At 48.3% G+C, this 25,173-nt stretch carries 26 protein-coding genes and 2 pseudogenes; 26 read left to right on the top strand and 2 right to left on the bottom strand.

The window, feature by feature from the left end:
• Positions 1–135 precede the first annotated feature (135 nt).
• The 7 genes from V1224_12375 to V1224_12345 all read left to right on the top strand — a co-directional run bounded on the left by V1224_12375 (position 136) and on the right by V1224_12345 (position 4,063).
• Positions 136–654, top strand: coding sequence for a nitroreductase family protein (locus V1224_12375; GenBank protein WWR15259.1), 519 nt, complete (start codon positions 136–138; stop codon positions 652–654).
• A gap of 348 nt (positions 655–1,002) precedes the next feature.
• Positions 1,003–1,170 carry a hypothetical protein gene (locus V1224_12370; protein WWR15258.1) on the top strand — a complete coding sequence of 56 codons (168 nt, stop codon included), beginning with the start codon at positions 1,003–1,005 and terminating at the stop codon, positions 1,168–1,170.
• Complete coding sequence (locus tag V1224_12365) at positions 1,163–1,777, top strand: hypothetical protein (protein ID WWR15257.1); 615 nt, start codon at positions 1,163–1,165, stop codon at positions 1,775–1,777. Before V1224_12370 ends, V1224_12365 begins: the two co-directional genes overlap by 8 nt.
• 57 nt (positions 1,778–1,834) lie before the next feature.
• Entirely contained in the window at positions 1,835–2,155 is a 321-nt protein-coding gene (locus V1224_12360) for a hypothetical protein (GenBank protein ID WWR15256.1), read from the top strand.
• Positions 2,156–2,288: 133 nt separating this feature from the next.
• Positions 2,289–3,020 (top strand): hypothetical protein, encoded by a 732-nt coding sequence (locus V1224_12355; protein ID WWR15255.1) that lies wholly within the window; start codon positions 2,289–2,291, stop codon positions 3,018–3,020.
• Positions 3,021–3,045: 25 nt separating this feature from the next.
• Positions 3,046–3,591: a hypothetical protein gene (locus tag V1224_12350; GenBank protein WWR15254.1), complete on the top strand. Its 546-nt coding sequence runs from the start codon at positions 3,046–3,048 to the stop codon at positions 3,589–3,591.
• A 112-nt stretch (positions 3,592–3,703) separates the two neighbouring features.
• Positions 3,704–4,063 carry a hypothetical protein gene (locus V1224_12345; protein ID WWR15253.1) on the top strand — a complete coding sequence of 120 codons (360 nt, stop codon included), beginning with the start codon at positions 3,704–3,706 and terminating at the stop codon, positions 4,061–4,063.
• 544 nt (positions 4,064–4,607) lie between these two features.
• Here the strand turns inward: V1224_12345 and V1224_12340 are convergent.
• Positions 4,608–5,555, bottom strand: coding sequence for a YafY family protein (locus V1224_12340; protein ID WWR15252.1), 948 nt, complete (start codon positions 5,553–5,555; stop codon positions 4,608–4,610).
• 105 nt (positions 5,556–5,660) lie between these two features.
• Between V1224_12340 and V1224_12335 the strand changes: the two genes are divergently transcribed.
• The 8 genes and pseudogenes from V1224_12335 to V1224_12300 all read left to right on the top strand — a co-directional run bounded on the left by V1224_12335 (position 5,661) and on the right by V1224_12300 (position 9,375).
• Positions 5,661–5,840, top strand: coding sequence for a hypothetical protein (locus tag V1224_12335; protein WWR15251.1), 180 nt, complete (start codon positions 5,661–5,663; stop codon positions 5,838–5,840).
• A gap of 119 nt (positions 5,841–5,959) precedes the next feature.
• On the top strand, positions 5,960–6,409 hold the full coding sequence (locus V1224_12330) for a DUF6194 family protein (GenBank protein ID WWR17483.1): 450 nt from the start codon (positions 5,960–5,962) through the stop codon (positions 6,407–6,409).
• A gap of 4 nt (positions 6,410–6,413) precedes the next feature.
• Positions 6,414–6,626 (top strand): annotated as a pseudogene (locus V1224_12325) (sigma-70 family RNA polymerase sigma factor).
• A gap of 51 nt (positions 6,627–6,677) precedes the next feature.
• Positions 6,678–6,893 (top strand): annotated as a pseudogene (locus V1224_12320) (ATP-binding protein).
• The gene (locus V1224_12315) at positions 6,890–7,099 is read left to right on the top strand and encodes an excisionase (protein WWR15250.1); all 210 of its coding nucleotides are present in this window, start codon (positions 6,890–6,892) and stop codon (positions 7,097–7,099) included. Before V1224_12320 ends, V1224_12315 begins: the two are co-directional and overlap by 4 nt.
• Positions 7,100–7,386: 287 nt before the next feature.
• Entirely contained in the window at positions 7,387–7,647 is a 261-nt protein-coding gene (locus tag V1224_12310; GenBank protein WWR15249.1) for a tyrosine-type recombinase/integrase, read from the top strand.
• Between the two features lie 153 nt (positions 7,648–7,800).
• Positions 7,801–8,253 carry a low molecular weight protein-tyrosine-phosphatase gene (locus V1224_12305; protein WWR15248.1) on the top strand — a complete coding sequence of 151 codons (453 nt, stop codon included), beginning with the start codon at positions 7,801–7,803 and terminating at the stop codon, positions 8,251–8,253.
• Positions 8,254–8,286: 33 nt separating this feature from the next.
• Positions 8,287–9,375 (top strand): tRNA-dihydrouridine synthase family protein, encoded by a 1,089-nt coding sequence (locus V1224_12300; protein ID WWR15247.1) that lies wholly within the window; start codon positions 8,287–8,289, stop codon positions 9,373–9,375.
• Positions 9,376–9,683: 308 nt separating this feature from the next.
• Here V1224_12300 and V1224_12295 read toward each other — a convergent pair whose 3' ends face one another.
• On the bottom strand, positions 9,684–11,072 hold the full coding sequence (locus tag V1224_12295) for a TrpB-like pyridoxal phosphate-dependent enzyme (GenBank protein ID WWR15246.1): 1,389 nt from the start codon (positions 11,070–11,072) through the stop codon (positions 9,684–9,686).
• Between the two features lie 202 nt (positions 11,073–11,274).
• Here V1224_12295 and V1224_12290 point away from each other — a divergent pair, with 202 nt between their 5' ends.
• The 11 genes from V1224_12290 to V1224_12240 all read left to right on the top strand — a co-directional run bounded on the left by V1224_12290 (position 11,275) and on the right by V1224_12240 (position 24,887).
• Positions 11,275–12,681 (top strand): NCS2 family permease, encoded by a 1,407-nt coding sequence (locus tag V1224_12290; GenBank protein WWR15245.1) that lies wholly within the window; start codon positions 11,275–11,277, stop codon positions 12,679–12,681.
• 47 nt (positions 12,682–12,728) lie between these two features.
• Positions 12,729–12,941 carry a hypothetical protein gene (locus tag V1224_12285; protein WWR15244.1) on the top strand — a complete coding sequence of 71 codons (213 nt, stop codon included), beginning with the start codon at positions 12,729–12,731 and terminating at the stop codon, positions 12,939–12,941.
• 134 nt (positions 12,942–13,075) lie between these two features.
• Positions 13,076–14,281 carry an ATP-binding protein gene (locus V1224_12280; protein ID WWR17482.1) on the top strand — a complete coding sequence of 402 codons (1,206 nt, stop codon included), beginning with the start codon at positions 13,076–13,078 and terminating at the stop codon, positions 14,279–14,281.
• 538 nt (positions 14,282–14,819) lie between these two features.
• On the top strand, positions 14,820–15,908 hold the full coding sequence (locus V1224_12275) for an SH3 domain-containing protein (protein ID WWR15243.1): 1,089 nt from the start codon (positions 14,820–14,822) through the stop codon (positions 15,906–15,908).
• Positions 15,905–17,668: an ABC transporter ATP-binding protein gene (locus tag V1224_12270; GenBank protein ID WWR15242.1), complete on the top strand. Its 1,764-nt coding sequence runs from the start codon at positions 15,905–15,907 to the stop codon at positions 17,666–17,668. Before V1224_12275 ends, V1224_12270 begins: the two co-directional genes overlap by 4 nt.
• Before the next feature lie 58 nt (positions 17,669–17,726).
• Positions 17,727–19,262 carry a nitrite/sulfite reductase gene (locus V1224_12265; protein WWR15241.1) on the top strand — a complete coding sequence of 512 codons (1,536 nt, stop codon included), beginning with the start codon at positions 17,727–17,729 and terminating at the stop codon, positions 19,260–19,262.
• A gap of 27 nt (positions 19,263–19,289) precedes the next feature.
• Positions 19,290–20,387 carry a VCBS repeat-containing protein gene (locus V1224_12260; GenBank protein WWR15240.1) on the top strand — a complete coding sequence of 366 codons (1,098 nt, stop codon included), beginning with the start codon at positions 19,290–19,292 and terminating at the stop codon, positions 20,385–20,387.
• Positions 20,380–21,039: a response regulator transcription factor gene (locus V1224_12255; GenBank protein WWR15239.1), complete on the top strand. Its 660-nt coding sequence runs from the start codon at positions 20,380–20,382 to the stop codon at positions 21,037–21,039. The genes V1224_12260 and V1224_12255 overlap by 8 nt, the downstream gene beginning before the upstream one ends.
• Positions 21,036–22,484 (top strand): HAMP domain-containing sensor histidine kinase, encoded by a 1,449-nt coding sequence (locus tag V1224_12250; protein ID WWR15238.1) that lies wholly within the window; start codon positions 21,036–21,038, stop codon positions 22,482–22,484. Before V1224_12255 ends, V1224_12250 begins: the two co-directional genes overlap by 4 nt.
• Positions 22,474–23,295: a hypothetical protein gene (locus tag V1224_12245; GenBank protein ID WWR15237.1), complete on the top strand. Its 822-nt coding sequence runs from the start codon at positions 22,474–22,476 to the stop codon at positions 23,293–23,295. The genes V1224_12250 and V1224_12245 overlap by 11 nt, the downstream gene beginning before the upstream one ends.
• A gap of 242 nt (positions 23,296–23,537) precedes the next feature.
• Positions 23,538–24,887: an N-acetylmuramoyl-L-alanine amidase gene (locus V1224_12240; protein ID WWR15236.1), complete on the top strand. Its 1,350-nt coding sequence runs from the start codon at positions 23,538–23,540 to the stop codon at positions 24,885–24,887.
• The last annotated feature ends 286 nt before the right edge of the window (positions 24,888–25,173 follow it).

Raw genomic sequence — 25,173 nt, 5'->3', positions numbered from 1 at the left:
AACTTTTAATAACTACCCTTTTGGGAAGTATCTACCCAAAAAGTGCATTCTTGCGGAATTTTCGTGTCCTGCTAAAATAGGGACAACGGTTTATTAACACGTTCAGTATACAATGGAAAGAGAGGATTTGCCACTATGGATTTTATCGAAATTGCAAAGAAGCGTTATTCCGTCCGGAGCTATAAGGACAAGAAAGTGGAGGAGGAAAAGCTGCAAAAGATTCTGGAGGCTGCGCATGTTGCGCCGACAGCAGCCAATCTCCAGCCCGTCCGCCTGATCGTCGTCCAGAGCAGTGAGGGGCTTGCGAAGATAGGGAAAGGGGCGAACCTTTACGGAGCGCCGCTGGCGGTCATCGTCTGTGCTGACCACGGAAAGGCATGGGTGCGCCCGTTTGATAAAAAACAGACCACCGATATAGACGCATCCATACTGACAGACCACATGATGCTGCAGGCAACGGAATCAGGTCTTGGATCCGTGTGGATATGCTATTTCAAGCCGGATGTGATACGCAGGGAGTTCGGGCTGCCGGATAATCTGGAGCCGGTCAATATCCTTGCAGTCGGATATTCAGATGAGGAAGCGGCTGACCCGGAGCGCCATTTACAGACACGCATCCCGGCAGAAGAACTGGTTTCCTACGAAACGGTATAGACAGGCTTATGCTATGAAAAATTAAATGAGGAGAGATGCACAAAAGCTAACCGCCGCACTATGGACTTCATCCGCCATATGCGGCGGTCTGCTTTTTCCCAGGCAGAGCAGGGCAGCCTGATAACGAAAATCACCTGGAAAGCGGGGAAATAAGAGGTAATATGCTTACACGGCGATTTGTGTTTGTGCCGCCTTGTAGGGCATCCGCCCCTATATCGGACGAATGGATAAATTGTATTTGTCGTTTTGATGTGATGGCAGGAAAAGAATTCATGATGTCAAATCTGCTATTCATGCTATTTGCGTTAGACAATATGCTGTTTTTTACGATATAAAAAGAAAAGCCGGATGAAGCATGAGATGATAAACCATTTCACAGACATAAAGGGACTGGCAGGAGCGGCAGTTATGAGGAAATGGAGCAGTATATTGCCAGGATGGACGAGAGTATGGAGGCGTTTGAGATGTCTGTCAGGACAGGGAACGCTGTTTCAGGAAAGGAGCAACCATGAATAACACAATCAATGTAAACTACATGACAAGGGCGTACGGTAATTTCTTGAAAAACAATGAAGCAAAGGGCGGCAAGACTGAAAGCCCGTCTTTTTGTGACAGGGTGGCAGAAAAGAGCCAGAATGTATCAGAAACGGGAAAGGCGGGGGCTGTTACGGCAAAGGACATGACAATGGATGAGTATAAGCAGTATATCCATGAAAAGATTTCACAGATTCCCATGCACCCGACCCGTATGTCGGAGAACATTTCTATCCATATTTCAGAAGCGGGGTTTGAGGCGATGAAAAATGACCCGGAGTATGAGGCGTGGGTGCTGAATGACCTGCGGACAGGATGGGCGCAGCCGGACAGATGGTCAGGCGTCTGTGGAGGGGCTTATTCCACCATCTGTTACGGAGCAACAAAAGAGGAGTGCCATGCAGAGATGTGGAGCGCAGGATACCAGAACGGAAGCGGGAAAGGCCTGTTTGACGGCAGGGCAAAAGACAGTTTCTGGGAGCGCAGGACAGAGCAGAAAAAATGGACGGAGGCGCAGATAAAAAAGGAGCAGGAGAAAAAAGGATGCAGGAAGTTGTGGATGTGCCATATGAGGCGGCGGGCATTTTGAAGTAAAGGCGGCATCTAATCCCAAACGGCTGAATGGCTGGAGGATACGCTCTCTCAAATGCCGGACTGTATTACGACAAAGTGCGTAGGTGTTTTTGAAGCTGACCCCGGCACAGAGGAATCTAAGAGAATGGTTGAGGAGGCGAGGGCCAGAAACAAAGAACGCAAAGAGGAATGGGAAAAGCTGCTTGAAAAGAATAAAGAAAAGACGGCAGAGCAGGAGAAGCCGGAAGAAAAGAAAGACGGCAGGAAGTATGATATTACTGTAATGGGAACAGATATGGGAAAAGTTACAGAGAATTTGATAAGTAAAATCGGTATGGGTAATAATGCCATGTCTACAGCACCGACAGTGACTGGCTTTGATTTAAAGGCGTAAATTTTTTCTGGCAGAGGCGAAAAAATAAGTACCCCTGACCGGAGGGGGACTGCTCAGATTTATTACAAGAGGGTGGGAGCGGCTCTGAACGACAAAGGGTGGTTATATCAAGAATAATGGAGGATATTTGAAAATGTTCGTTAATGGAATTGAAAGTAATTATTGTTATATGGAGGCTGCTATAAATCATGTGCAGAAAAAGGCATCTGCTGCGGATGCAGGCAGGAAAGTGACGGAATGTCCAGTTAATCTCTCTATTTCTGATGAGGGGAGAAATATGCTGCGGGAAATGGTAAATAAATTTGAACCTGATTCGGATTATGTCAATGCAAGGGAACTCACAATCCAAAATACAAATGAGGTCGCATGGGAACATTATACAGCAATGAGGGGAATCAGCAGCCAGACATTAAAAGATGGAAACTATAATGTGGAAGATGTAATGAAATCAATCATGGATACATATGAGGCCCGTTATGATGAAATCGTGAAAGAACATGAAAATGGAGAACGTGAAGTTTCCTATGGACTTACGGGAAAACGGTCGCTGACGATTGACGAAGACTTGGCCGGATTGGATGAGGCTTTTAAGATGCGCCTGGCAAATTTGGAAGGATATATTGCCTGTCAGCAGACAAACAGAGCCTTTGAAAATCCAAACAGTTCATGGTTTCTCAATAGAAGCGTTTCCCAAAATGAAGGAAAAACACAAGACAGGGTTGAATTTTTCGATACAGAGTATCGGGATTTGGCAGTGTCAATCATGGAGCAGACAAGAGAAAAGTTTTTGGCGGCTTTTAAGAGCTTTGGCTACAAAAAGGGAACGGCGGTAGGCATATTGGCAGATGGGCTGCCATTAAAATAATTGATGAAAATGGAGGATTTGAAAAATGAGCGTAAATGGAATAGGAACAACAGGATATCCGGCATGGCAGGGAGCAAGAAAAACACAGCAGAATACGGCTGGAAAGAGTTTTGCGGCGCAGGTGAACAATGTGGCAGGTGCAAAGCCACATACGTCTATTGTCTATATGAAAACGGAAGATATGTTGTACTCTGGTGGTAATGGGACAGGGCTGTCTTTCTACATCAAATATGCGGAAGGTTCAACAGAGGATGACCCGACTGTGATTGCAAAAGGTGTTGATGAGAATGGGAATGAATTTGAGCAGACTATACATATCAACAAGATAAATCCCCGGAATGCTTCATTAGTGGAAATGACGGCATTGGAATCCTATATGGGAGTGGATAAGAATGGAGGGCTTACATCATTACCACCTGAAACAGGAATGATGGGATTGAGTGACAGGACAGATTTTATGGATATGTTCCAAAAGCAGATCAGCGATATGAAGCTGCTGAGCCAGAAGAAGGCTGCGGCATATTACCAGTACAGTATGCGGGCATATTGGGATTTTATGAACAGGAAATAGAATCCAATAGACGCATATCCCCAATAAGCCACAGCCTGACAAGGCAGGGCAGGTATTCCCGGTGTTCCGGCAGATTAAAGGGATAAAGAACCAGACTTTTGAGGAGGACAACATGAAAAAGGACATTATTTTATGGGTGGCGGCCTCGATGGTAGTCATGTTGGTATTACCGTGGGTTGCGGTCACTTTTGTAAATGGTGATGCAGGAATGATGGTATGCTTTCTTTTGTTTTTTGCAGTCAACCCACTCTATTCCGTGATAATCGGAGCATTTGCGGGAAAAGATGTGAAGCATCTGTGGAATGTTCCGATTATTTCAGCTGTGCTGTTTTTGACTGGTACATGGATATTCTTTGATATGGGAGAAACGGCCTTTATCCTGTATGCGGTAGTCTATCTTGTTTTAGAAATAGTGGCTATGATGATTTCTATGCTTATCAGAAAGAAGGTACACAGGCAAAAAAGCATATAACCCTATGGAAGCACGCTTCCGGGCAGGTGGGACAGGATTTTGGGTTTCCAGCAGATTAAGAACGGGATGGTTTCGTATTTTAAGAGAGAAGGTGGCATTATAAAAAAGACATTAAGAAAGATAAAATATCTTATTATGTTGGTTGGGGTATAGCTTATGGAACATTTGCCGGAGGAATTTTTATTATGATTAAGATACTTTTCATCTGCCACGGCAGTATCTTGAAAAGTCCTAGAGAAGTCAGTAAAATCAATGGTTTCACAAAGCGGAAAGGCATTTACTACACCACCACTACACCATTTTTGAAAGAGCCTTGAAATGACAATTTCCAATATAAAATAGATTCTGAAAAGGATGATTAAGCGGCAGCTTCTTTTTATGAAAAAGGCTGCCGCTTTTAATAAGATTATGTACCTTGTGCGAATGCTCATGTACGGTAAAGAAGCAAGCAACCGAAAACAAGAGATAGACCGTCAGTTATACACATTCCCACAATGCCGACTACTACGGAATCCCCTTCATTCATACATCAATATTTTTTATTTTATTTGCAATAATGCTGATGTAATTCGCATATTTTTTGTTTCATCAGCTCTATCAGCTCTATTGGCTCTAATACAGTTGCATTGTTCCCAAATGACAGGAAATAATCGGCAACCCATTCCAATGTTGCATGACGAATTTCCATGTCAATTATTCCGCCACCTGTTGGGAATAGCTTTAATCCCCTTGCTAATAAAAATTCACTCTCGCAGCGTTTAGCACCTATGTCTGTCAGTTGAATTTTTATATGGTAATCATTTCCAGCTTCTAATTTTTCAAGATACTCTTGAATGGACGCAGGAATGGGATATTCTCCTTTAGGATAGGGCTTTTCCTCTATAATCTCCTTGATACGGTCAATACGAAATTCTCTGATTTGATTTACCGCTGTACAATATGCAGGACAATACCAAAGTCCATTCATAGCATATAACCCAATAGGTATAATCGTGCGTACACTTTCAGAATGTGTTGACGAATATCGTATTGTAGCTGAATGACGGTTTATGATAACATGAAACATTGATTTAAGAAATGGAGAATTACAATGCCTATCTGGAATCCAAAATACAACTTTATTTTGAATCTGCGTGATACTGTTTTGGATATCCAAAGGTAGGCAATTCAGAAATTTTTTCAAAACAGATATAGTCTCCTGCTCAAAAGGTAAATCGTGATAAAATTGTAATGCTTGACAAGCAAAGAATATAGCTTTTGCTTCGTTTTCTGAAAAAGTGACAGGCGGTAAAATACGCTCTTTCAATATATGATACCCACCCGCAGCTCCAACTTCGGAATAGAGTGGGAAGCCAGCCTGTTCTAATTCCTGTAAATCACGAAGTATTGTTCTCTTTGACACTGAAAATTCTTTTGCTAATTCGCCTACTGTAAAATCTTTTTTGGCATTTATTGTTATCATCATTTCAATAAGCCGTTCTGCTTTTGACATTTTTAAGACTCCTTCCCAAATGGTGACAGCCCTTGTCACCATTTTATGATAAATTATCCATGTATCAAATGCAATATGACACTAAAAACGAAAGGAAAATATTTTATGAGTAAAAATGTGATTGAAATGGTTATTTTTCAAACAAGCCCGGAAGTGACGGAGGAACACTTTTTACAGTTGTATCACAAATTAAGCAAAGTTCTTGAAAAAGATATTGCCGGATTTATAAAAAGGTCATTAACAAAAGATTTAAGACAGAATAAATGGGTAGAAATAATTTGCTGAGAATCAATGGAAGCAGCACAAGCAGCTTTGGAACAGTTACCACAAATATCAGAATTTCAAAAATATTGTTCCACTTTGATAGACGAGGGAACAATGATGTTTCATTTGGAGGAAATAGCATGACACCCAATGATATTCTTTCCTACTGTCTTTCTAACTTAAAAGATGTTGTACTGGTAGAGAGCTGGGGAGAAAGAGGCATTTTTTATAACCCTGACGGAGTTCTGAAACGGGGAGTATATGTTTTAACTGTTAAAGAAAAAGACGGCGATAATGATAAAGGCTCTATGCTGAACCGTAATAATGTATATCGTGTAAATATTAGTTTAAGAAAACAGACATTTATTAAAAAATTTGGGTATATTCCTGAACGTCCGTCTGCCGGAAAAATTGTGAAAATGGATTATGACTTTACCGCTTTAGATACCATTATTCCGCACCCTGTTTACGCATGGATGGGCTGGGTATGCGTCTTAAATCCCTCTGATAAGACTTTTGAGGATTTCAAGGTGATGATACAAGAATCTTATGATTTTGCAAAAGAAAAATTTAACAAAAGAAAAAAGTAAATAACGCAACAGAAGCAGACGGCGGCAAAAAGAAATATCCCTTGAATACCTCACAAAATAAAAGTTTTACCCTTTAGGCATAACAGACAAATCAGACAAATATTTTGAAGCACCTTATGAAGAATACCCTATAACGATATGCGGTCAGACAGTTATCCTCACGAATGGGGAGCTTGCCGCCGCCCTGTTATCCCTGCCAGAGAGAAAACGGGTAATCAAGACACGCTTGACAGAAGAAGAATACGCCGAGTTTTCTGAGGGTACCATATCACGATACCGCAGCAGAAAGCCGTTGATAGTCACCACAAATTTAACACTGGAGGAATTGCAGAACCCGAAGGACACCGCCCATGCCCGGATATATGACCGCCTTACGGAAATGTGTACCCCCGTCCGCATTACCGGGGAGAATTTCAGAAAAGCCAGAGCAAAGGAGAAAATGGAACAGCTTAAATCGCTGCTGAACAGAAAGGAGAGCCTATGAAAGAAATCCCCATTTGGGAAAAGAGTAATTTGAGTTTAGAAGAAGCTGCTGCCTATTCTGGAATCGGTATCAACAAGCTGCGTGACTTTACCAGTGACAGAAACTGCCAGTTTGTTTTGTGGGTAGGTAATAAACGGTTAATCAAACGCCGGCTGTTCGACCAGTTTATTGAGCAAGAGTATTCGATTTGGAATTTAGTGATGTAAAAATCAGTCTTGACATGATACAATGGACGTGCCATATCAAGACTCTTTCCATCACGGAAAGGAGTTTGACAATGTCCGAGAAGCGAAAAGACAATCCAAAAGCAGCTTGATGATGGGATCGACTATGCTGCCGGAAAGATTACCGTGCTTGCCCTTTTAGAACGATACATCAGTTTGAAACAAGGTGTGCGCTATAACACCAAAGTAGGCTATAATATTGTGCTGAATTTAGTCAAGAAAGAAGAGTTTGGTTATCGCCAGATAAGGGAGACGCACAACAATGGATTATGAAGCTGCATATCGAAAATGAAATGCGTTGGGCAATGAAGAAATACAAGAAGCTGCACCCGGATAAAACATTGCCCCATATCACGCCCTATGTGTTCCGCCATACATTCTGTACCAATATGACAAAGTCTGGGATGAACCCAAAGACTTTGCAATATATCATGGGACATAGTGATACAGGGATAACTCTGAATACATACACCCATATAGACTTAGAAATTGCACAAGAAGAAATGATTAAAATACAGAAAATGAGTTGATGTACAAATGACCAATTTACATCATTTTATACATCAAATTCTAACATAACTATGATAATTTATGATAAGATATGAGGAAAAGATTGTTTTTAGAAAGGAACAAAAAATACGAAGAGGTGCAGAAAATACAGCATTCACGGAGGTTTTAGCAACATGATAAAAATATTATTTGTCTGCCACGGCAACATCTGTCGTTCCCCGATGGCAGAATTTATTTTAAAGAACATGACTGCTGCGCGCGGTCTGGCAGATGATTTTCTGATCGAATCGGCGGCCACGAGTTATGAGGAGATCGGCAATCCGGTCTATCCGCCAGCGAGGAAGGAGCTGGCGCGCCATGGTATTTCCTGTGCCGGGAAGCAGGCCAGAAAACTGCGAAAAGATGACTTTGAGACTTTCGATCATCTGATTGCGATGGAAGGATACAATCTGCGCAATATACGGCGTGAATTTGGGGAAACACTGACGAAAAAGGTGTCGCTGATGCTGGACTATACCGATCAGCCGGGGGATATTGACGATCCCTGGTATACAGGTGAATTTGGCACTGTGTTTGCACAGATCACGGAAGGCTGTGAAGGTCTTCTCGCTTATCTTGGATATTAGAGTCCGGAGCTTACAGGAGGAGTGGATCTTGAGATGAAGCTGGAAATGGCGCCGATGGAGGGCATTACCACCTATGTTTACCGACAGGCGTATGCCCGTCATTTTGGGAAGATCGACAAATATTATACCCCTTTTATTTCTCTGCACAGGGAAAAGGAGTTCAGTCATAAAGAGAAAAATGAGATTCTGCCGGAGCACAATGCCGGCATTTTCGTTGTTCCACAAGTGCTGACAAACAGCAGTGAAGACTTCCTGCGGGCTGTCCGTAAACTGCAGGCGCTTGGCTATGAGGAAGTGAATATCAATCTGGGCTGTCCATCGGGAACGGTGACAGCCAAAGGGAAGGGCGCAGGTATGCTGAGTGATCCGCAGCGGCTGGACGTTTTTTTGGACGGTGTATTTGCGAATACGCCGATTGCTGTCTCCGTGAAGACAAGGCTTGGAATGACAGACGTGTCAGAATGGGACAGGCTGCTTTCCGTCTACCGGAATTATCCGTTGAAAGCGCTGATCGTCCATGCCCGTGTGCGTGATGATTTTTATGAGAACAGGCCGGATCTTGAAGCCTTCGCCAGGGCTTTGGCAGAAAGCCCGTGGCCGGTCTGCTACAACGGGGATATTTTCCAGGCGGGAGACTATGAGAGGATCGTGCGGATGTTTCCGTCTCTGGAGCGGGTGATGCTTGGACGGGGGTTGCTGTCAGACCCTTATCTGCCGGAGGGGATCAGAAGGTCGGAGCAAATGTCCGGTCTACAGGAAGGGGCGGCAGACATCCTTCCCGGGAGCGGCGGGCGGCAGACATGCGACTGGGAACGTCTGCGCAGTTTTCACGATGAGGTCTATCGGGGGTATCAGGAGACACAGATGGGAGAACACAATGTTCTGTGCCGGATGAAGGAACTGTGGACCTATATGAAACGCGTGTTTGAGCAGGCAGAGGAGTGTGAGAACGTCCCGGGGAAAGCGGGAGAGAAGGAGACGACATCGACGGTCGGCAATATACAGAGGAGCCATGGAAACGCCTGTGTGAAAAAGATCAGAAAGGCCGGCAGATATGCCGGATACGAAAAAGCAGTCGACGAACTTTTCCGGAGTCTGCGGGATCAGGGCGGCGGACAGTGATCGCACATGGACAAAGACAGATGCTAACCGGTGACATGCACATAGAAAACCGCGCCGCAGGATTGACTGCCTGTGGCGCGGAAACTACTGCTGAGGCAGTCCGCCCGCGCGCGGCGAATCGCGTAATACGCAATTCTTTTTTACCATATAGGAAAGTTCTCCGAATTTCCCATATGGTAAAAAAATGATTATCGCACTGCGGCGGAGGGGGGGGAGTATGTCGCTGTCGCGACCCGCCGCAGGCGGAGAATCCTGCCTTGCAGGATTCTTTTTTATGTTCCGGCTCTGTATAAGCAGTTGTCAGAAAATTAAAATTCATTTCCCGGGAATTTAGGGATACCGTCAAAGCCCGGTTTTAATTCATCATCGGTCGGAATATAGTCGGCCATCTCGCCATTGTTATATTTCTCATAAGCCACCATATCAAAATAGCCGGTGCCCGTAAGGCCGAAAACGATTGTCTTCTCCTCACCCGTCTCCTTGCATTTGAGCGCTTCATCAATGGCGATGCGGATTGCATGGCTGCTCTCCGGTGCGGGCAGAATGCCTTCCACTCTGGCAAACTGGGTTGCCGCATCGAATACGGCCGTCTGTTCCACACTGACAGCTTCCATGATACCGTCATGATAAAGCTGGGAGAGGATCGGACTCATGCCGTGATAGCGCAGGCCGCCTGCATGGTTGGCCGAGGGGATAAAGCCGCTGCCGAGCGTATACATCTTTGCAAGCGGACACACCTTTCCGGTATCACAGAAATCATAGGCGAACACGCCTCTTGTGAAGCTGGGGCAGGAAGCGGGTTCCACGGCAATGATCCGGTAATCTTTCTCGCCGCGGAGAATCTCGCCTGCGAAAGGAGAGATCAGGCCGCCCAGATTGGAGCCGCCGCCGGCACAACCGATGATAATATCGGGAGTGATGTCATATTTGTCAAGCGCTGCTTTCGTCTCCAGTCCAATGATGGTCTGATGGAGCAATACCTGATTGAGCACGCTGCCCAGCACGTAACGGTAGCCTTCACGGGATGTCTCCGCCTCTACGGCTTCGGAGATAGCGCAGCCGAGACTCCCGGTCGTACCCGGATGCTCGGCCAGTATCTTTTTGCCGATCTCCGTCGTCGTGCTCGGGGACGGTGTGACAGTGGCGCCATAGGTGCGCATGACTTCGCGGCGGAACGGTTTCTGCTCATAGGAAACTTTGACCATGTATACGAGACAGTCGAGCCCGAAATAAGAACACGCCATGGAGAGAGCGGTGCCCCACTGACCGGCTCCGGTCTCGGTGGTGACGCCCTTGAGCCCCTGCTTTTTTGCATAATAAGCCTGCGCGATGGCAGAGTTCAGCTTATGGCTGCCGCTTGTGTTATTGCCCTCAAATTTATAATAGATCCTGGCCGGTGTCTGTAGTTTTTCTTCCAGACAGTAAGCCCTTACGAGGGGCGAGGGACGATACATTTTATAAAAATTCTGAATTTCTTCCGGAATCGGGATATAAGCATTCGTGTTGTCCAGCTCCTGGGCAATCAGTTCGTCGCAGAACACGCCCCTGAGCTCGTCAGCCGTCATCGGCTGTAAGGTGCCCGGATTTAAGAGCGGTGCAGGTTTATGTTTCATGTCGGCGCGCAGATTGTACCATGCGGTAGGAAGCTCGTTTTCATCCAGATAAATTTTGTAGGGAATCTTTGTTTTTTCACTCATAATTTTCTCCTCCAGTTGTTGATCCGACTGATTTTCCAACTAATCTTAGCATAGGCCGTAAAATAGTGCAATTATTTTTCGCGGTGTGGCGGACGGTGACTGCCTGCCTTAAGAACTGCACTTGCGTCCGTCTGCCCGCTCTTTCAGAGGAACTGAACCTGGCCTGCCGCACTTTTCGTTGCAGACGCCGGATAAGTGTGCTATGATACAGATTGTCATTATCAACGTTACGATACGAAGTGAGGAAGAAAAAATGGAAAAACTGTTTAAACTGAGTGAAAACCAAACGAATGTGAGGACAGAAGTCATAGCAGGTATCACTACCTTTATGACAATGGCTTACATTCTGGCTGTCAATCCGAGCCTCCTTTCAGCGGCAGGTATGGATGCCACAGCAGTGTTGATTGCTACCTGTCTGGCATCCTTTGTGGGGACGGTGGCAATGGCCCTGCTGGCGAACTATCCGTTTGCACTGGCTCCCGGTATGGGACTGAATGCTTATTTTGCATTTACGGTGTGCATCGGCTGGGGATATGACTGGCGGGTGGCATTGATGGCTGTATTTATTGAGGGCCTTATCTTTATCGTCTTGTCTTTGACAAACGTGAGAGAGGCCATTTTTAATGCGATTCCCAGCACGCTGAAAAAGGGCGTCAGCGCCGGTATCGGTCTGTTTATCGCCTTTATCGGACTGCAGAACGGACATGTGGTAGTGAACAATGATTCTACTTTGCTGTCCTATGTAGATTTTGTCGGAACCTTTCATACGGAAGGAATCTGTGCCATTCTTGCACTGCTCGGCCTGCTCCTGACGGCTGTTCTCTATGTGAAAAAAGTAAAAGGCTCCATTTTGATCGGCATTGTGGCTACCTGGGTTCTCGGTATGATCTGTCAGGCGACAGGGCTGTATGTCGTGACGCCCGAGGCAGGATTTTATTCCCTCTATCCGACGTTTGCGCTGACAGATTTTACGGCGATTGGCAAGACATTCGGACAGTGCTTTATGGGCGACTATTCGAACGTGAGCGTTACCAATTTTATCGTGATCGTGTTTGCGTTTTTGTTTGTCGATATGTTTGATACGATCGGCACGCTGATCGGTGTTGCCACAAAGGCTGATATGCTCGATAAGAATGAAAAGCTGCCGAGGATTAAAAGTGCATTGCTGGCGGATGCGATCGCCACATCTGTAGGCGCGGTGTTCGGAACCTCCACGACGACGACATTTGTGGAGAGCTCTGCCGGTGTCGGCGCGGGAGCAAGGACCGGGCTGGCTTCCGTCGTGACCGGACTGCTGTTTCTGGTTGCGATCTTCTTTGCGCCGATTTTTACGGCGGTTCCGGGCTTTGCAACGGCTCCGGCGCTGATCTTTGTCGGCTTCCTGATGCTGTCGGCTGTCGTTAAGATCTCTTTCGACGATGTGGCGGAGGCGATTCCCGCATATCTGTGTCTGTTGTCTATGCCGCTGATGTACAGCATTTCCGAAGGGATTGCGATCGGCGTCATCTCCTATGTCGTTATCAATCTCTGCTGTGGTAAGGCAAAGAAAATCACACCGTTGATGTATGTGCTGGCGGTCTTGTTCGTATGCAAATATATTTTCCTGTAAGGAAACATAGGAAATAGAATTGTATTGACGCGATGTATGCGGAGGCTGTGAAGCAGTTAGTTCCGCCAGAAAATGAGAGGTCCGGGGCCGCATGGCTTTCCGGGCCTTTTGCTGTTTATCCGCTTGCCGGAAAGCGCGCAGACAGATTCTGCCTGCGTGAGAGTGCGGGAATCTGCCGGGATCTGCATGGACTTGCCAAGAGTGGGGACGCATACTATAATCAACACAGAAACAAAGGGACAGGGGATGGCAGACAATGACAATAAGAGTCGTAACGGATACAACGATGACAGCGGACACAGAAATGACAGCAAATACAACAATGACAACGGATACAGCAATGACAGCAGATGCAATGATGGCAACGGATACAGTAATAGCAACAGATACAGAAATGGCAACGACTGCAGTGATTACTATAAATGAGCTGGAACAGCTGGAAGAGACGCAGAGAACGATCATCGACATCAGGCCGGAGAGCGAGTTTTTGAGAGACAGCTTCCCCGGAGCGGTCAATGTTCCGGGACCGGAGATAGAGCGGGAACTGGAACTGGGGAGTGAAACGGAGAGCGGACGCCTTCCTGAGGCCCCCTGTCTTTATCTGCTCTGTCATACAGGCACGAGAAGCGGCGAGCTGGCGCGGCGGCTTTCGATGCGGGGCATTGCGGCGATGAGTGTGGAGGGCGGTTATCGCGCTTATGTGCGGCTGCGGCAGCAGCGCGAACTGGCGCGGGAAGCGGAAGTTTTGGAGCGCACCAGGGAGACTGAGCGCAGTATCATTAAAAAATATCGCAAAAATATATGGTGCCGGTTTACGAAAGCAGTACGGGAATATGAACTGATTGAGGACGGTGACAGGATCGCGGTCTGTATATCCGGCGGCAAAGATTCCATGCTGATGGCAAAGCTGTTCCAGGAACTGAAAAAACATGGACGGAATAATTTTGATCTTGTATTTCTGGTGATGAATCCGGGGTATCATAAAGAAAACTGGCAGATCATTCAAAATAATGCAAAGTTGCTCGGTATCCCGCTGACGGTCTTTGATACAGAAATTTTTGATATTGTGGCAGACGTGGAAGAGAGTCCCTGCTATCTGTGTGCGAGAATGCGCCGAGGCTATCTGTATCATCATGCAAAGGCGCTTGGCTGCAATAAGATCGCGCTGGGACACCATTATGACGATGTGATTGAAACAATTCTGATGGGGATGCTGTATGGCGGACAGATCGAAACGATGATGCCCAAGCTGCACAGCCTTAACTTCGAGGGAATGGAGCTGATCCGGCCGATGTACCTGATCAGGGAAGAGGCAGTGAAGGCTTGGCGGGACTATAACGGGCTGCATTTTATCCAGTGTGCCTGCCGCTTTACGGAAAACTGTACGAGCTGCGGGGGCGGGACAGGCTCCAAGCGCGATGAGATGAAAGCGCTGATCCGGCAGCTGCGCGCACAGAGCGATGTCATTGAGCAGAATATTTTTAACAGTGTAAAAAATGTCAATCTGAATAAAGTCATCGGCTATAAGAAAGACGGACAGACCTATCATTTTCTTGACACATATACGGCAGCCAATGATCCGCAGCCAACACGGGAGTGAACCGATCAAAGATCTGACAAGTTGTCTGTGACCGCTTTTCTCGCATCTGTACTCAGGAAGATCGAACTGTCGTTGTTATTTTACCTCATCTGTGTTAAAATTCAGGCAATATGGAAGGATAATAGAGGCAACATGATCTGACGATATAATCTTAAGAAATCATGAAATTTTTATTCTTTCTGCTTCTTAAGCTGGAATAAAATGGTATAATAAACTCAAAAATCCATTCGCTGCGCGTTTGCCGCGCGCCGCGCCCAAAGATTTTTGTATAATATCGGCAGATATTATACAGCCGGATGGCATCGGTTATCATGTCCGAAGGATGTAATATAATATCGGCAGATATTATACAGCCGGATGGCATCGGTTATCATGTCCGAAGGATGTAATATAATATCGGCAGATATTATACAGCCGGATGGCATCGGTTATCATGTCCGAAGGATGTAATATAATATCGGCAGATATTATACAGCCGGATGGCATCGGTTATCATGTCCGAAGGACATGATATAATATAAAACGGAGGTATTGCGTCATGAAAAGAGACAGGTTGAAATCAGGCATTTTGTCTGTGAAATATGCGGTAAAGATGGCTATGGCATCGATACTTCTGTCGGTGTTCCTTTTTTCAGGTGTTGTGTATGCGGAGGAAGACTACAAGGTGACAGAAATGAACATGCAGGGGACGATCAAAACGGACAGCTCGTTAAATGTCCGGTCCGGTCCGGGCAAAGAGTATGAGTCAATAGACAAAGTGAGCAACGATGTGGTGCTCAAGATCACCGGGCTGGCGGATAACGGATGGTATCAGGTAGAGATCGGCGGCAGGACCGGTTATGTGTCCGGTCAGTATGTGGACACTGTCGAAATTGTGCAGGAAGAGGCCGCGGAGCCGGGCGAGGAAGAGGTCATCGGGGAACCGGAGGAAGGCTATCGTGGACTGAATCAGAGCCCTTTTGTGATGAAGACGGCGGCGATCGGTGGCATTATCGTAGTTGTGCTCGTGATGCTTTTTCTGACGGTGAAGGGAATCCGCAAGGGCGGTGACGATGAGGACGACGGGGACTATGAAGCCGATGACTATGAGGACGACGGGGACTATGAAGCCGATGACTATGACGACGACGGAGACTATGAAGCCGACGACTATGAGGATGACGATGATGGAGACGGCGGCGATTATGAAGCCGAGGACTTTGAGGACAGCGGGGACTATGAAGCCGATGACTATGACGACGGCGATGAGTATGAAGATGAAGCCGGCGGGGATGGCAGATTAGAAGATGGTTATCATGGCAATTATGGCGAGGGGACAGCGGGGCGCAGAAAAGGACATAAGTCGGGCGATTCTCAAAAAGCGGGAAAAAAGATGGAGAGAAAGGCTTATATTCTGCGCGAGGAAGACTATCGGGTGGACATCGATCCAAGCTTTTTTGAGGACCGGGAGCCGATCGAACAGCCAGCCATGGTTACCGGTTATCTCGAGCGCAAAAAGATAGAAGAAGAGGCGGCAAAGGCGAGAGCAAAAGAGGCGAGTGAAGGTAAGCAGAAGGAACTTGACGAAGCGATGGAAAAACTGAGCGAGTTACAAAGAGAGATAGAAAGACTGAAGAAACAGGAATGACAAAGGACAGAGAATATACAACAAAAGAGCTTGGAAGGAGATTTGTCTCATATTTCAGGCCGTATCGGGGCACGCTGGCAGTGGATCTGCTCTGCGCCGCCCTGACAACGGTGTGTGAGATTGTGCTGCCGCTGCTCATACGACGGATTACGAACACGGCGCAGACCGATATAGCCCTGCTCACGGTGCGGATGATCCTGGGGTTTGCGGCAGTCTATTTTGTGCTGCGTATTGTGGATGCCGTGGCCAATTATTATATGGCGAATATCGGCCATGTGATGGGAGCGAGAATCGAGACAGATATGCGCAGGGACGCCTATGCACATCTGCAGCAGCTGTCGAATACGTACTTCAATAATACGAAAGTCGGACAGATCATGGGACGCATTACGAACGACCTGTTTGACGTGACAGAATTTGCCCATCACTGTCCGGAGGAATTTTTTATTGCCGGTCTGAAGATCAGCGTTTCCTTTGTGATCCTGGCGCGCATCAATGTGCTGTTGACTGTGCTCGTATTTTTGTTTGTGCCGCTGATGACGGTTGTCTGCATGAAGATTAACCGCTATGTGAAACGGAATTTTGCCCGTCAGAGGAATCAGATCGGAGAACTGAACGCCAGAATCGAGGACAGCCTGCTCGGGCAGAAGGTTGTAAAGGCCTTTGCCAACGAGGAGATGGAGAACGCCAGATTTGAGGAAGGCAATCAGGAATTTCTGAAAATCAAAAAAGAGACTTACCGGATCATGGGATATTTCAGCACATCGACCCGCATCTTTGACGGGCTGATGTATCTGGCGGTTATGATCGGCGGCGGTCTTTTTCTGATGAACGGGCTGATCCTGCCCGGCGACATGGTGGCGTATGTCCTGTATGTGACGACACTGCTGGCGACGATACGCCGTATCATTGAGTTTACGGAGCAGTTTCAGAGAGGGATGACGGGAATCGAGCGGTTTCTGCAGATCATGGATGCCGACATCGAGATCTTTGATGAGCCGGATGCTGTGGAACTGGAAGAGGCGTACGGCAATATCGAGTTTCGGGGCGTCAGTTTTGAATATCCGGATGACCACAATCAGGTGTTCCACAACCTGAATCTTACGATATATGCAGGGGAAAAGGTGGCGATTGTCGGGCCGTCGGGCGGCGGTAAGACGACGCTCTGCAATCTGATTCCCCGGTTTTATGATGTGACGGAGGGGGATATTTTACTGGACGGCAAAAATATCCGCCAGTTTACGTTAAAAAGTCTGCGCAGAAATATCGGTGTCGTGCAGCAGGACGTCTATCTGTTTTCCGGTACGGTCTATGATAACATTGCTTACGGGAAACCGGGTGCGTCCATGGAAGAGGTCAGAGAGGCTGCGAAACGGGCGGGCGCGGATGAATTTATAAATATGCTCAAAGATGGATATGATACTTATGTCGGTGAGCGGGGCGTGAAGCTGTCGGGCGGACAGAAACAGCGTATCAGCATCGCCCGGGTATTTCTCAAAAATCCCCCGGTGATCATTCTGGACGAGGCGACGTCTGCGCTTGACAACGAGAGTGAGTATGCGGTTGCCCGCTCTCTGGACGAGCTGGCGAAAGGGAGGACGACGCTGACGATTGCGCACAGACTGTCCAGTATCCGCAATTCCGACAGGATCATGGTGCTGACACAGGAGGGCATCGTGGAGGAAGGAAACCACGAGGCATTGATGGCCAGAGAGGGAATGTATTATCATTTCTATGAGATGGCCAATGCGTGGAAGTAAGAGGGCTTCCTATCGTGTTTGACAATGATCTGAAAAAAGAAAAGGCAGGGAAACAACAATGGCAATCGATCATAGAGAAGAGTTCCGGGAGGATCTGAAAGCGTTTCGTGAGATGACGGGGAAATTTTATGCGGGAGAGGTATCAGTGCCCGAGTACAAGTCATTTTCCGGAGGATTTGGCAGTTATGCGCAGCGGGGCGGGGAGCGCAGTATGCTCCGGCTGCGTCTCACCGGCGGGGAGGTCGACAGGGAAAATCTGAAATTTATTGCGGACAGCATAGAAAGGCACGGCATCGACAGGGTGCATCTGAGCACTTGTCAGAGTGTCCAGCTTCATGACCTGACGGAAGCGACTGTGTGCGGGCTGATTGAAGAGGCGTTTGATCATGGTATCATCACGAGAGGGGGCGGAGGCGATTTCCCGAGAAATGTAATGTGTTCGCCTCTCTCGGGTGTCGAGGAGGGAGAGTTCTTTGACGTGATGCCGTATGCGAAAGAGGCGGCGGATTATGCGCTGGGACTGATCAAGACTGTGAGGCTTCCGAGAAAGCTGAAGATTTGTTTTGAGAACGGTGTTAAAAATGACACACATGCTACATTTCGGGACATGGGATTTGTGGCGGAGGCCGGCGGCACATTCAGTGTGTATGTGGCAGGGGGACTTGGAAGCAATCCCAAGATGGGGGTAAAGGTAGCGGAAGGCGCAGAGCCTTCGAAGATATTGTATTATATCCGTTCGATGGTCGATCTGTTTACCGAATATGGCGAGTATGAGAAACGGGCCGTGTCGAGGACCCGCTATCTGCAGAATACACTGGGTATTGACGGCATTCAGAAAATATTTACGGAGAAACTGGAAAAGAATCTGGCACAGGGCGGACTGGATATTCAGGTGCAGACACCGGTTATTACGAAAAAGGGCGATGGAGAGATCAGCGGCAGCCGCATTATTAAGCAGAAACAGGACGGATTGTATGCGGTCTTTTATCACCCGTTTGGCGGGAATCCGTCCACAGATTTTTTCAGGAAATTGTATGAGGCGGTCAGAGATATGGAAGAAGTTGTGGTGCGTATCACACCGCAGGAAGGGTTGTATGTGATCAATCTGACGGCGCATGAGGCGAAGCAGGTGCTGGCGCTGACAGCGGACGGCGCGGAGACGTTGTTTGAACGATCTGTCGCCTGTATCGGGGCAGCCACCTGCCAGGTGGGAATCGGCAAATCACAGGAACTTCTGGCGGCCTGCCTTGCCCGTGTAAAGGAAGAGGGGTTCGCAGACGGCGTACTGCCGGAGATTCATATTTCCGGCTGTCCGTCCTCCTGCTCGGCGCATCAGATTGGCGCGCTCGGTTTTCGGGGCGGTAAGAAACCGACGCCGGAAGGGCCGAAATTTTCATTTGCCGTCTATGAGGACGGCTGCGCGGCATTCGGAGAGGAACGGTTCGGAAACGATCTGGCCAATCTGCTGGAGGAAGATATTCCGGAATTTCTCGTGGCACTGGGCAGAGAGGTGTCGGAACATGGCATGACTTATGAACAGTTCCGCAGCGCATACCCCGACAGACTGAAGGAGATCGCGGCCCGATTTGCTTAAGCGGCCGGTGGAAAGAGAAGGGATATTTTGAAGTACGCAGGAAAGGTAATGGCGGTCTTGCTGGCGGCGGCCTGTCTCCTTGTTCCGCTTCCGGTACGGGCGGAAAATGACAATGTTCTGGCAGATTATGAGGAGTACAAAAGCCGCCTTGCCGCCATAGAAAAGACCGGAGATATTGGTGGGTGCGGGTTTACCGTGGTGGAAGATCAGATATTTCCCATTGAGGTGAAAGGATACGGAGAGATCTCGATGATTCCGGCGTTTGACGAACAGCACGGACGTCTGGCGCTGTTTTTTGCGCAGGAGGACGGGACTGTTATTTACCGGACCGATCAACTGGAGACGAATAACCGGTTTCCGGGCCAGATGAAGCAGCCGGGGCGCAGCATTGCAGCGATCGTCTTTGAGGACTTGAACAGAGACGGGTATATGGACATCGTGCTGTTGACGACTTGTGTCAACGACGGCGGCCCGTATGCCGGAAAACCGTACCGGGTAGGTGATGTATTGTTCCAGAGCGGGCAGCAGACAGGATTTTACCAGGATTATCGTATCTCGGATCAGATCAATCGGTTCGGGATGAACAAAAACACGGAACTGATTATTGCTTTTGTCAGAGACGGCCATTCTACGGAATTTCTATATACGGCTTCCACACTGGATGAATTGCTTGCGCAGGGACTGGAGATCATCCCGGAACAATATTATACGAGGACATTTGGTAAGCTGGGGCGGCTGAAAGTCGTGCCGGGTATTTATCATATCGCCAGTTTTGATATTTTTATGGTCTATGTTGCCAATGAGCAGGGGAATATTATCGCCAGCCTTCAGCCGATGGGAAATTATGATAATCTGTATGCGCTCAAGGGGATTAACTGTCAGGACATTGACGGGGACGGGCTGAAAGACATTGTCATACTGGCAAAATACAGTTATGAGACTGACGAGGGCGAGATGCTCGTGGAGACCGATTATTCGATTTACTATCAGCGGACGGGAGCATTTTCTGCGGATACGGAGATCAAGGCAAAATACCGCTGTAACGATGACGATACGATGGAGAAGCTCGTGGAGAAGGCGCGGGCTTACTGGGGATGGAAAGTAGAGAAAACAGAAGATGATTAAGATACTGATAGTTGACGATGAAAAACCGATCTGCGACCTGATCGACCTCAACCTGTCTTCCGCCGGGTATCAGTGCACTTCCGTGCAGGACGGACTGGAGGCGCTGGATCTGATTGAGAAGAATACCTATGATCTGATCCTTTTGGATATTATGTTGCCGGGGGCGGACGGTTATGACATTATGGAATATATCAGGCCGCTGGAAATTCCCGTGATCTTTATCACTGCCAAACATGCGGTGAAAGACCGGGTGAAGGGACTGAAACTGGGCGCGGACGATTATCTTGTGAAGCCGTTTGACGTGGTGGAGCTTGTTGCAAGAGTGGAGGCAGTGCTGCGTCGTTACAATAAGACGGAACAGAAGCTGTCAGCCGGAGATGTGACGGTGGATGTGGAGGCCCGGAGAGTGACGAAGGCCGGGAAACCCATTGTACTGACGAACAAAGAATTCGGCCTGCTTGTACTGTTTATCAAAAACAAAAATGTGGCGCTCTTTCGTGAGACGCTGTATGAGAAAGTGTGGGAAGAGGAGTATCTGGGCGACAGCCGGACTCTGGATCTGCATGTACAGCGTCTGCGAAGAAAGCTGGGCTGGGAGCGCTGCCTGGTGGCGGTGTATAAGGTCGGTTACCGTTTAGAGGTATCACAATGAAATTTTCTCTGAAATTGCTGCTGTGGATGATCATTGTCATGGCGCTGGCGCTGGGGTTTTCCGGCTTCTATCTTGTGAATTATGTATTTGAGACGTCTCTGGAACGGGAAGTGAGCCAGGCTCTGGATGAAAGCAGCATTCTCAGCTTCGCTTTCGAGACAGCGTCTTTGAGTGTGCCTGCCAAATACAGCGTACTGCCGGACAGTACGGTGGAAGAGATCACTTCCAATCTGGAGATGAGCGGCCGGGGGAGCGGCAGACTGCTGCGCGTCTCTGACGAGCAGAAAAATGTGCTCTATACGGGCAACGGATTTTCAGCGGACGATGAACTGCTGATGCAGATGGAGGAAGAGAAAAAGGCATACCGGATCATCCGCTCAGGGGATAAGTACTATATTCATACCGGAATTGCGGTAAAGGCGCTGGACAGAGTTCTCTATCTGGAGATGATGAAGGATGTCTCGGAAGTGTTCACAGAGCGGGCGATGGGATTTTCCCTGTACCGGCAGGTCATGTTCGTGATGCTGATCGTCGGTACGATAGCCATGCACTTTATCTCGTCGTTCATGACAAAGCCGGTCCGCCTGCTGACGAAAGCGGCCAAGCGGATGGCGGCCGGGGATTACTCTTACCGGGCCAGACAGGTCAGCCGGGACGAACTCGGGCAGCTGACACGAGATTTTAATAAAATGGCGAAAGCGCTGGAACGGAATATCGAACGGCTGGAAGAGGAGATCGAGGCGAAAGAAGAGTTTATGGGTGCGTTTGCCCATGAGCTGAAGACACCGCTGACAGCCATTATCGGGTATGCGGATATGCTGCGTTCTCATAAACTGGACGAAGAGAACAGCTTTATGTCCGCAAATTATATTTATACGGAGGGGAAACGTCTGGAGGCCATGTCGTTTCGCCTGCTCGACATTATCGTTGCCGGGAAAAATGAGGCGGAGCTTCAGAGCGTATCGGCGGAGGCAATGTTTGCATATCTGCAGGATATGTTTGCGGGAAGCAAAGAAGCGGTATTTACCTTTACATACGAGCCGGGAGAGATTCTGGCGGAAATGAATCTGATCAAGACGGTGCTTGTGAATCTGATCGACAACGCCCGCAAGGCATCGGAGCCGGGAGGGAAGATCGAGGTCAGCGGTCAGACACTCGAAAATGGTTACCGGTTCGCAGTCAGAGACAATGGCATCGGCATTCCGCAGGAGGAACTGCGCAAGATCACGAAAGCCTTCTATATGGTAGATAAATCCCGGGCCAGAAGTAAAAACGGGGCCGGGCTTGGCCTTGCGCTCTGCGTGGAAATATTGAAGATTCATCACAGTGAGCTGGAGATAGAGAGCGAGGCCGGAAAGGGTTCCTGCTTCAGCTTTGTCCTTCCCGGTCAGACAGCCGCCCAGGCGCAAAAGAAGGGAAGGAGGAAGGAACGAAATGAAGTATAAGGCGAAGATAACGGCATTTTTCCTTCTGACGGCGGTCTGCGTGGCCCTGTCTATCTGGGGACCGGAGTCCATGGCCAAATACCGGGATAAGAGTACGCTCGGACAGATTCATGCGGAGACGATTGAGGAAGCGAGCGCCGGGTACCGCTATGAACTCAACGCCAATGAAAGGCTGTATATCCTTTCCCGATGTCTGAGCAGCCAGACACTTCCCGAGAGTGAGCAAAATGCCATGACCCGCGTCGGGATGGATTACGAGGAACTGGAGGGGTCCTACGCCTTTGTTGTAAATTATCGGGGACCTTCCGGCAGGGAGATCACAGATGAACAGATCTATGAGACGTGCAATGACGGACTGCGTATTTTGAAAGAAGCGGGAATCCTGCCGGAGGAGGTGCGGGAAGTGGAACCCGCCGCTTATAACGCGGTGCTTTATTCTGCCATCGACGTGTTGGAGCCGAGAAATAATATCGCTGTCTGGAAGATGAGTCTTTCCAACAGTCAGAAAAATGCCAATAAGGAAAACCGTCTGATCGACGCCTATATCGATGCGGACGACGGCAGGCTCTATGAGTTCTATGTGAGAACACCGCTGCTGTGGGAAGAGATTGACGCGGACAAGATCATCGAAAAATGGAGTAAATATATGGGACTTGGGAGTCCCGTTGCCTATGAATCGGACAACCCGCTTCTGGAAGTGACACCTTATTATAAGAAGTATGTCTTCCCGGGGATGGGGGAAGAGGCGACGATTGTGACGATCGGCTTTTATGAAGGGATCAATGAATTGTTTCTGAAGATATCCAAATAGATCCGGGTGTCAAGAGGCAGATCGGAAATGATGCAAAAATGATGCAAAAATGATACCAATTTGATGCAGCGCCTGTGTAATCTTATCTTATCGAAATTACAGGGGAGTTTGGTATTATGCACAAAAGAGAAATTGGTCACAGCAAAAGGACGGCCGGCAAAAGAAAAAACGTTCGCCGCGAAGGAAAGAATTTCAGACAAGTCTGCCGGGAAAACCGCAGGCGGGAGCAAAGGCTCCGGGTTTTGAAACGTGTTTTTGTCACGGCGGCGACGATCGCGATGGTCTGTCTGACTGCTTTTCTGCTGCAAAGGATTCCTGCACTGGAAGTGTTTGCAGCCTCGCGGGAAGTCCAGGCGGAGAAAGAAGTGCAGCCGCAGACTCCGATGCAGAGTTATTCGCTGGAAGGGATGTTTGACGAATTGTGGGCTTCGGGGATGCTGACAGAAGTGTCAGATATACCGGTGATTTTTATAGACCCGGGGCATGGCGGTGAGGACGAAGGCTGTGCCAGAGGCGGAATCCAGGAGAAAATGGTGAACTTATCGATTGCCGGACGGGTGCGTGACAAACTGGAAGCGCTCGGCTATACGGTTATCATGTCGCGGGAAGATGACAGCTATATCACCAAAGAGGAGCGGGTAAAAATGGCAAATGCCGCCCGCGCAGACATTTATGTGAGCATTCATCAGAATGCTTCCGAGGATACGAGTGTCAGCGGAATGGAAGTGTGGTATGAGGAGACGGGCACCGGGTGGGATAACAGGCGGCTGGCACAGCTTATGCGCCAGCAGACGGCAAGGAAGGTGGAGACAGCAGAGCGGGAACTGCGGGGAGATGCGGACTTCCATGTGACCGGTGAGACGAAAATGCCGTCCTGCCTGATTGAGACAGGATTTCTGTCCAACAAAGAGGAACGGAACCTGCTGATCACGGAGGAATATCAGGAACAGATCGCGGACGGCATCGTGCAGGGGATCGAGTATTATTTCCACCCAAAGACGATGTATCTGACATTTGATGACGGACCATCCGAGGAAAACACCGCGAGGGTGCTGGATATTTTAAAAGAGCGGGGCATCAGGGCGACATTCTTTCTTGTAGGAGAAAATGTGAGAAAGCATCCGGAGATTGCGCGCAGGATTGTAGAGGAAGGGCATACGATCGGCATCCACTGTGACACCCATGACTATGAACAGGTGTATGAGAGTGTGGACAGCTATGTCGAGGATTTTGAGACGGCGAGGCAGACTGTCTACGAGGTGACAGGCGTGGATGTAAAGCTCTTCCGGTTTCCCGGAGGCAGCGTCAACAGCTATAATCAGGGCGTCAACGAGGAAATCATCGAGGAGATGACAGAGCGGGGCTATATTTATTATGACTGGAATGCCAGTCTGGAAGACGCTGTGGAAGATGCGGACCCGCAGGATCTGATCGCCAACGGCGTAGAGACGACACTGGGACGCAAGAAGATCATTATGCTGGCTCATGACGTCGTCTACAGCACGGGCATCTGCCTGAACGAACTGCTCGATCAACTTCCCGAGTATGAGATGATGCCCCTCGATGAAGATGTGGAGCCGATCCGGTTTTAGGCCGGATTCGTGCGATCGGGCTACATGACAAACGTATCAGTGATTAAACTGTGAACATTCATCAGCCGATTTCCGTTATGAGCAGAAGGTCAAAAAGTTTCCGTTATGCTCCGTGCTGCGGATCTGGTATTTTCAGATTGTCCTTCTGTCAAGTCCTATGCCGGCGACGCAGACGGTCTGCATTCGCCATCCGGGCTCAGGCAGCCCTTTTCCGAACCTCCGTGTCCGGAAACTGCTGATGTTGACAGGACAATAGAAAATACAAATATCCTCCGCAAGTCGCAGA

This window comes from Lachnospiraceae bacterium JLR.KK008 (assembly GCA_037015955.1).
Taxonomy (GTDB): domain Bacteria; phylum Bacillota; class Clostridia; order Lachnospirales; family Lachnospiraceae; genus VSOB01.
This window is presented reverse-complemented; position numbering and strand designations above follow the sequence as displayed.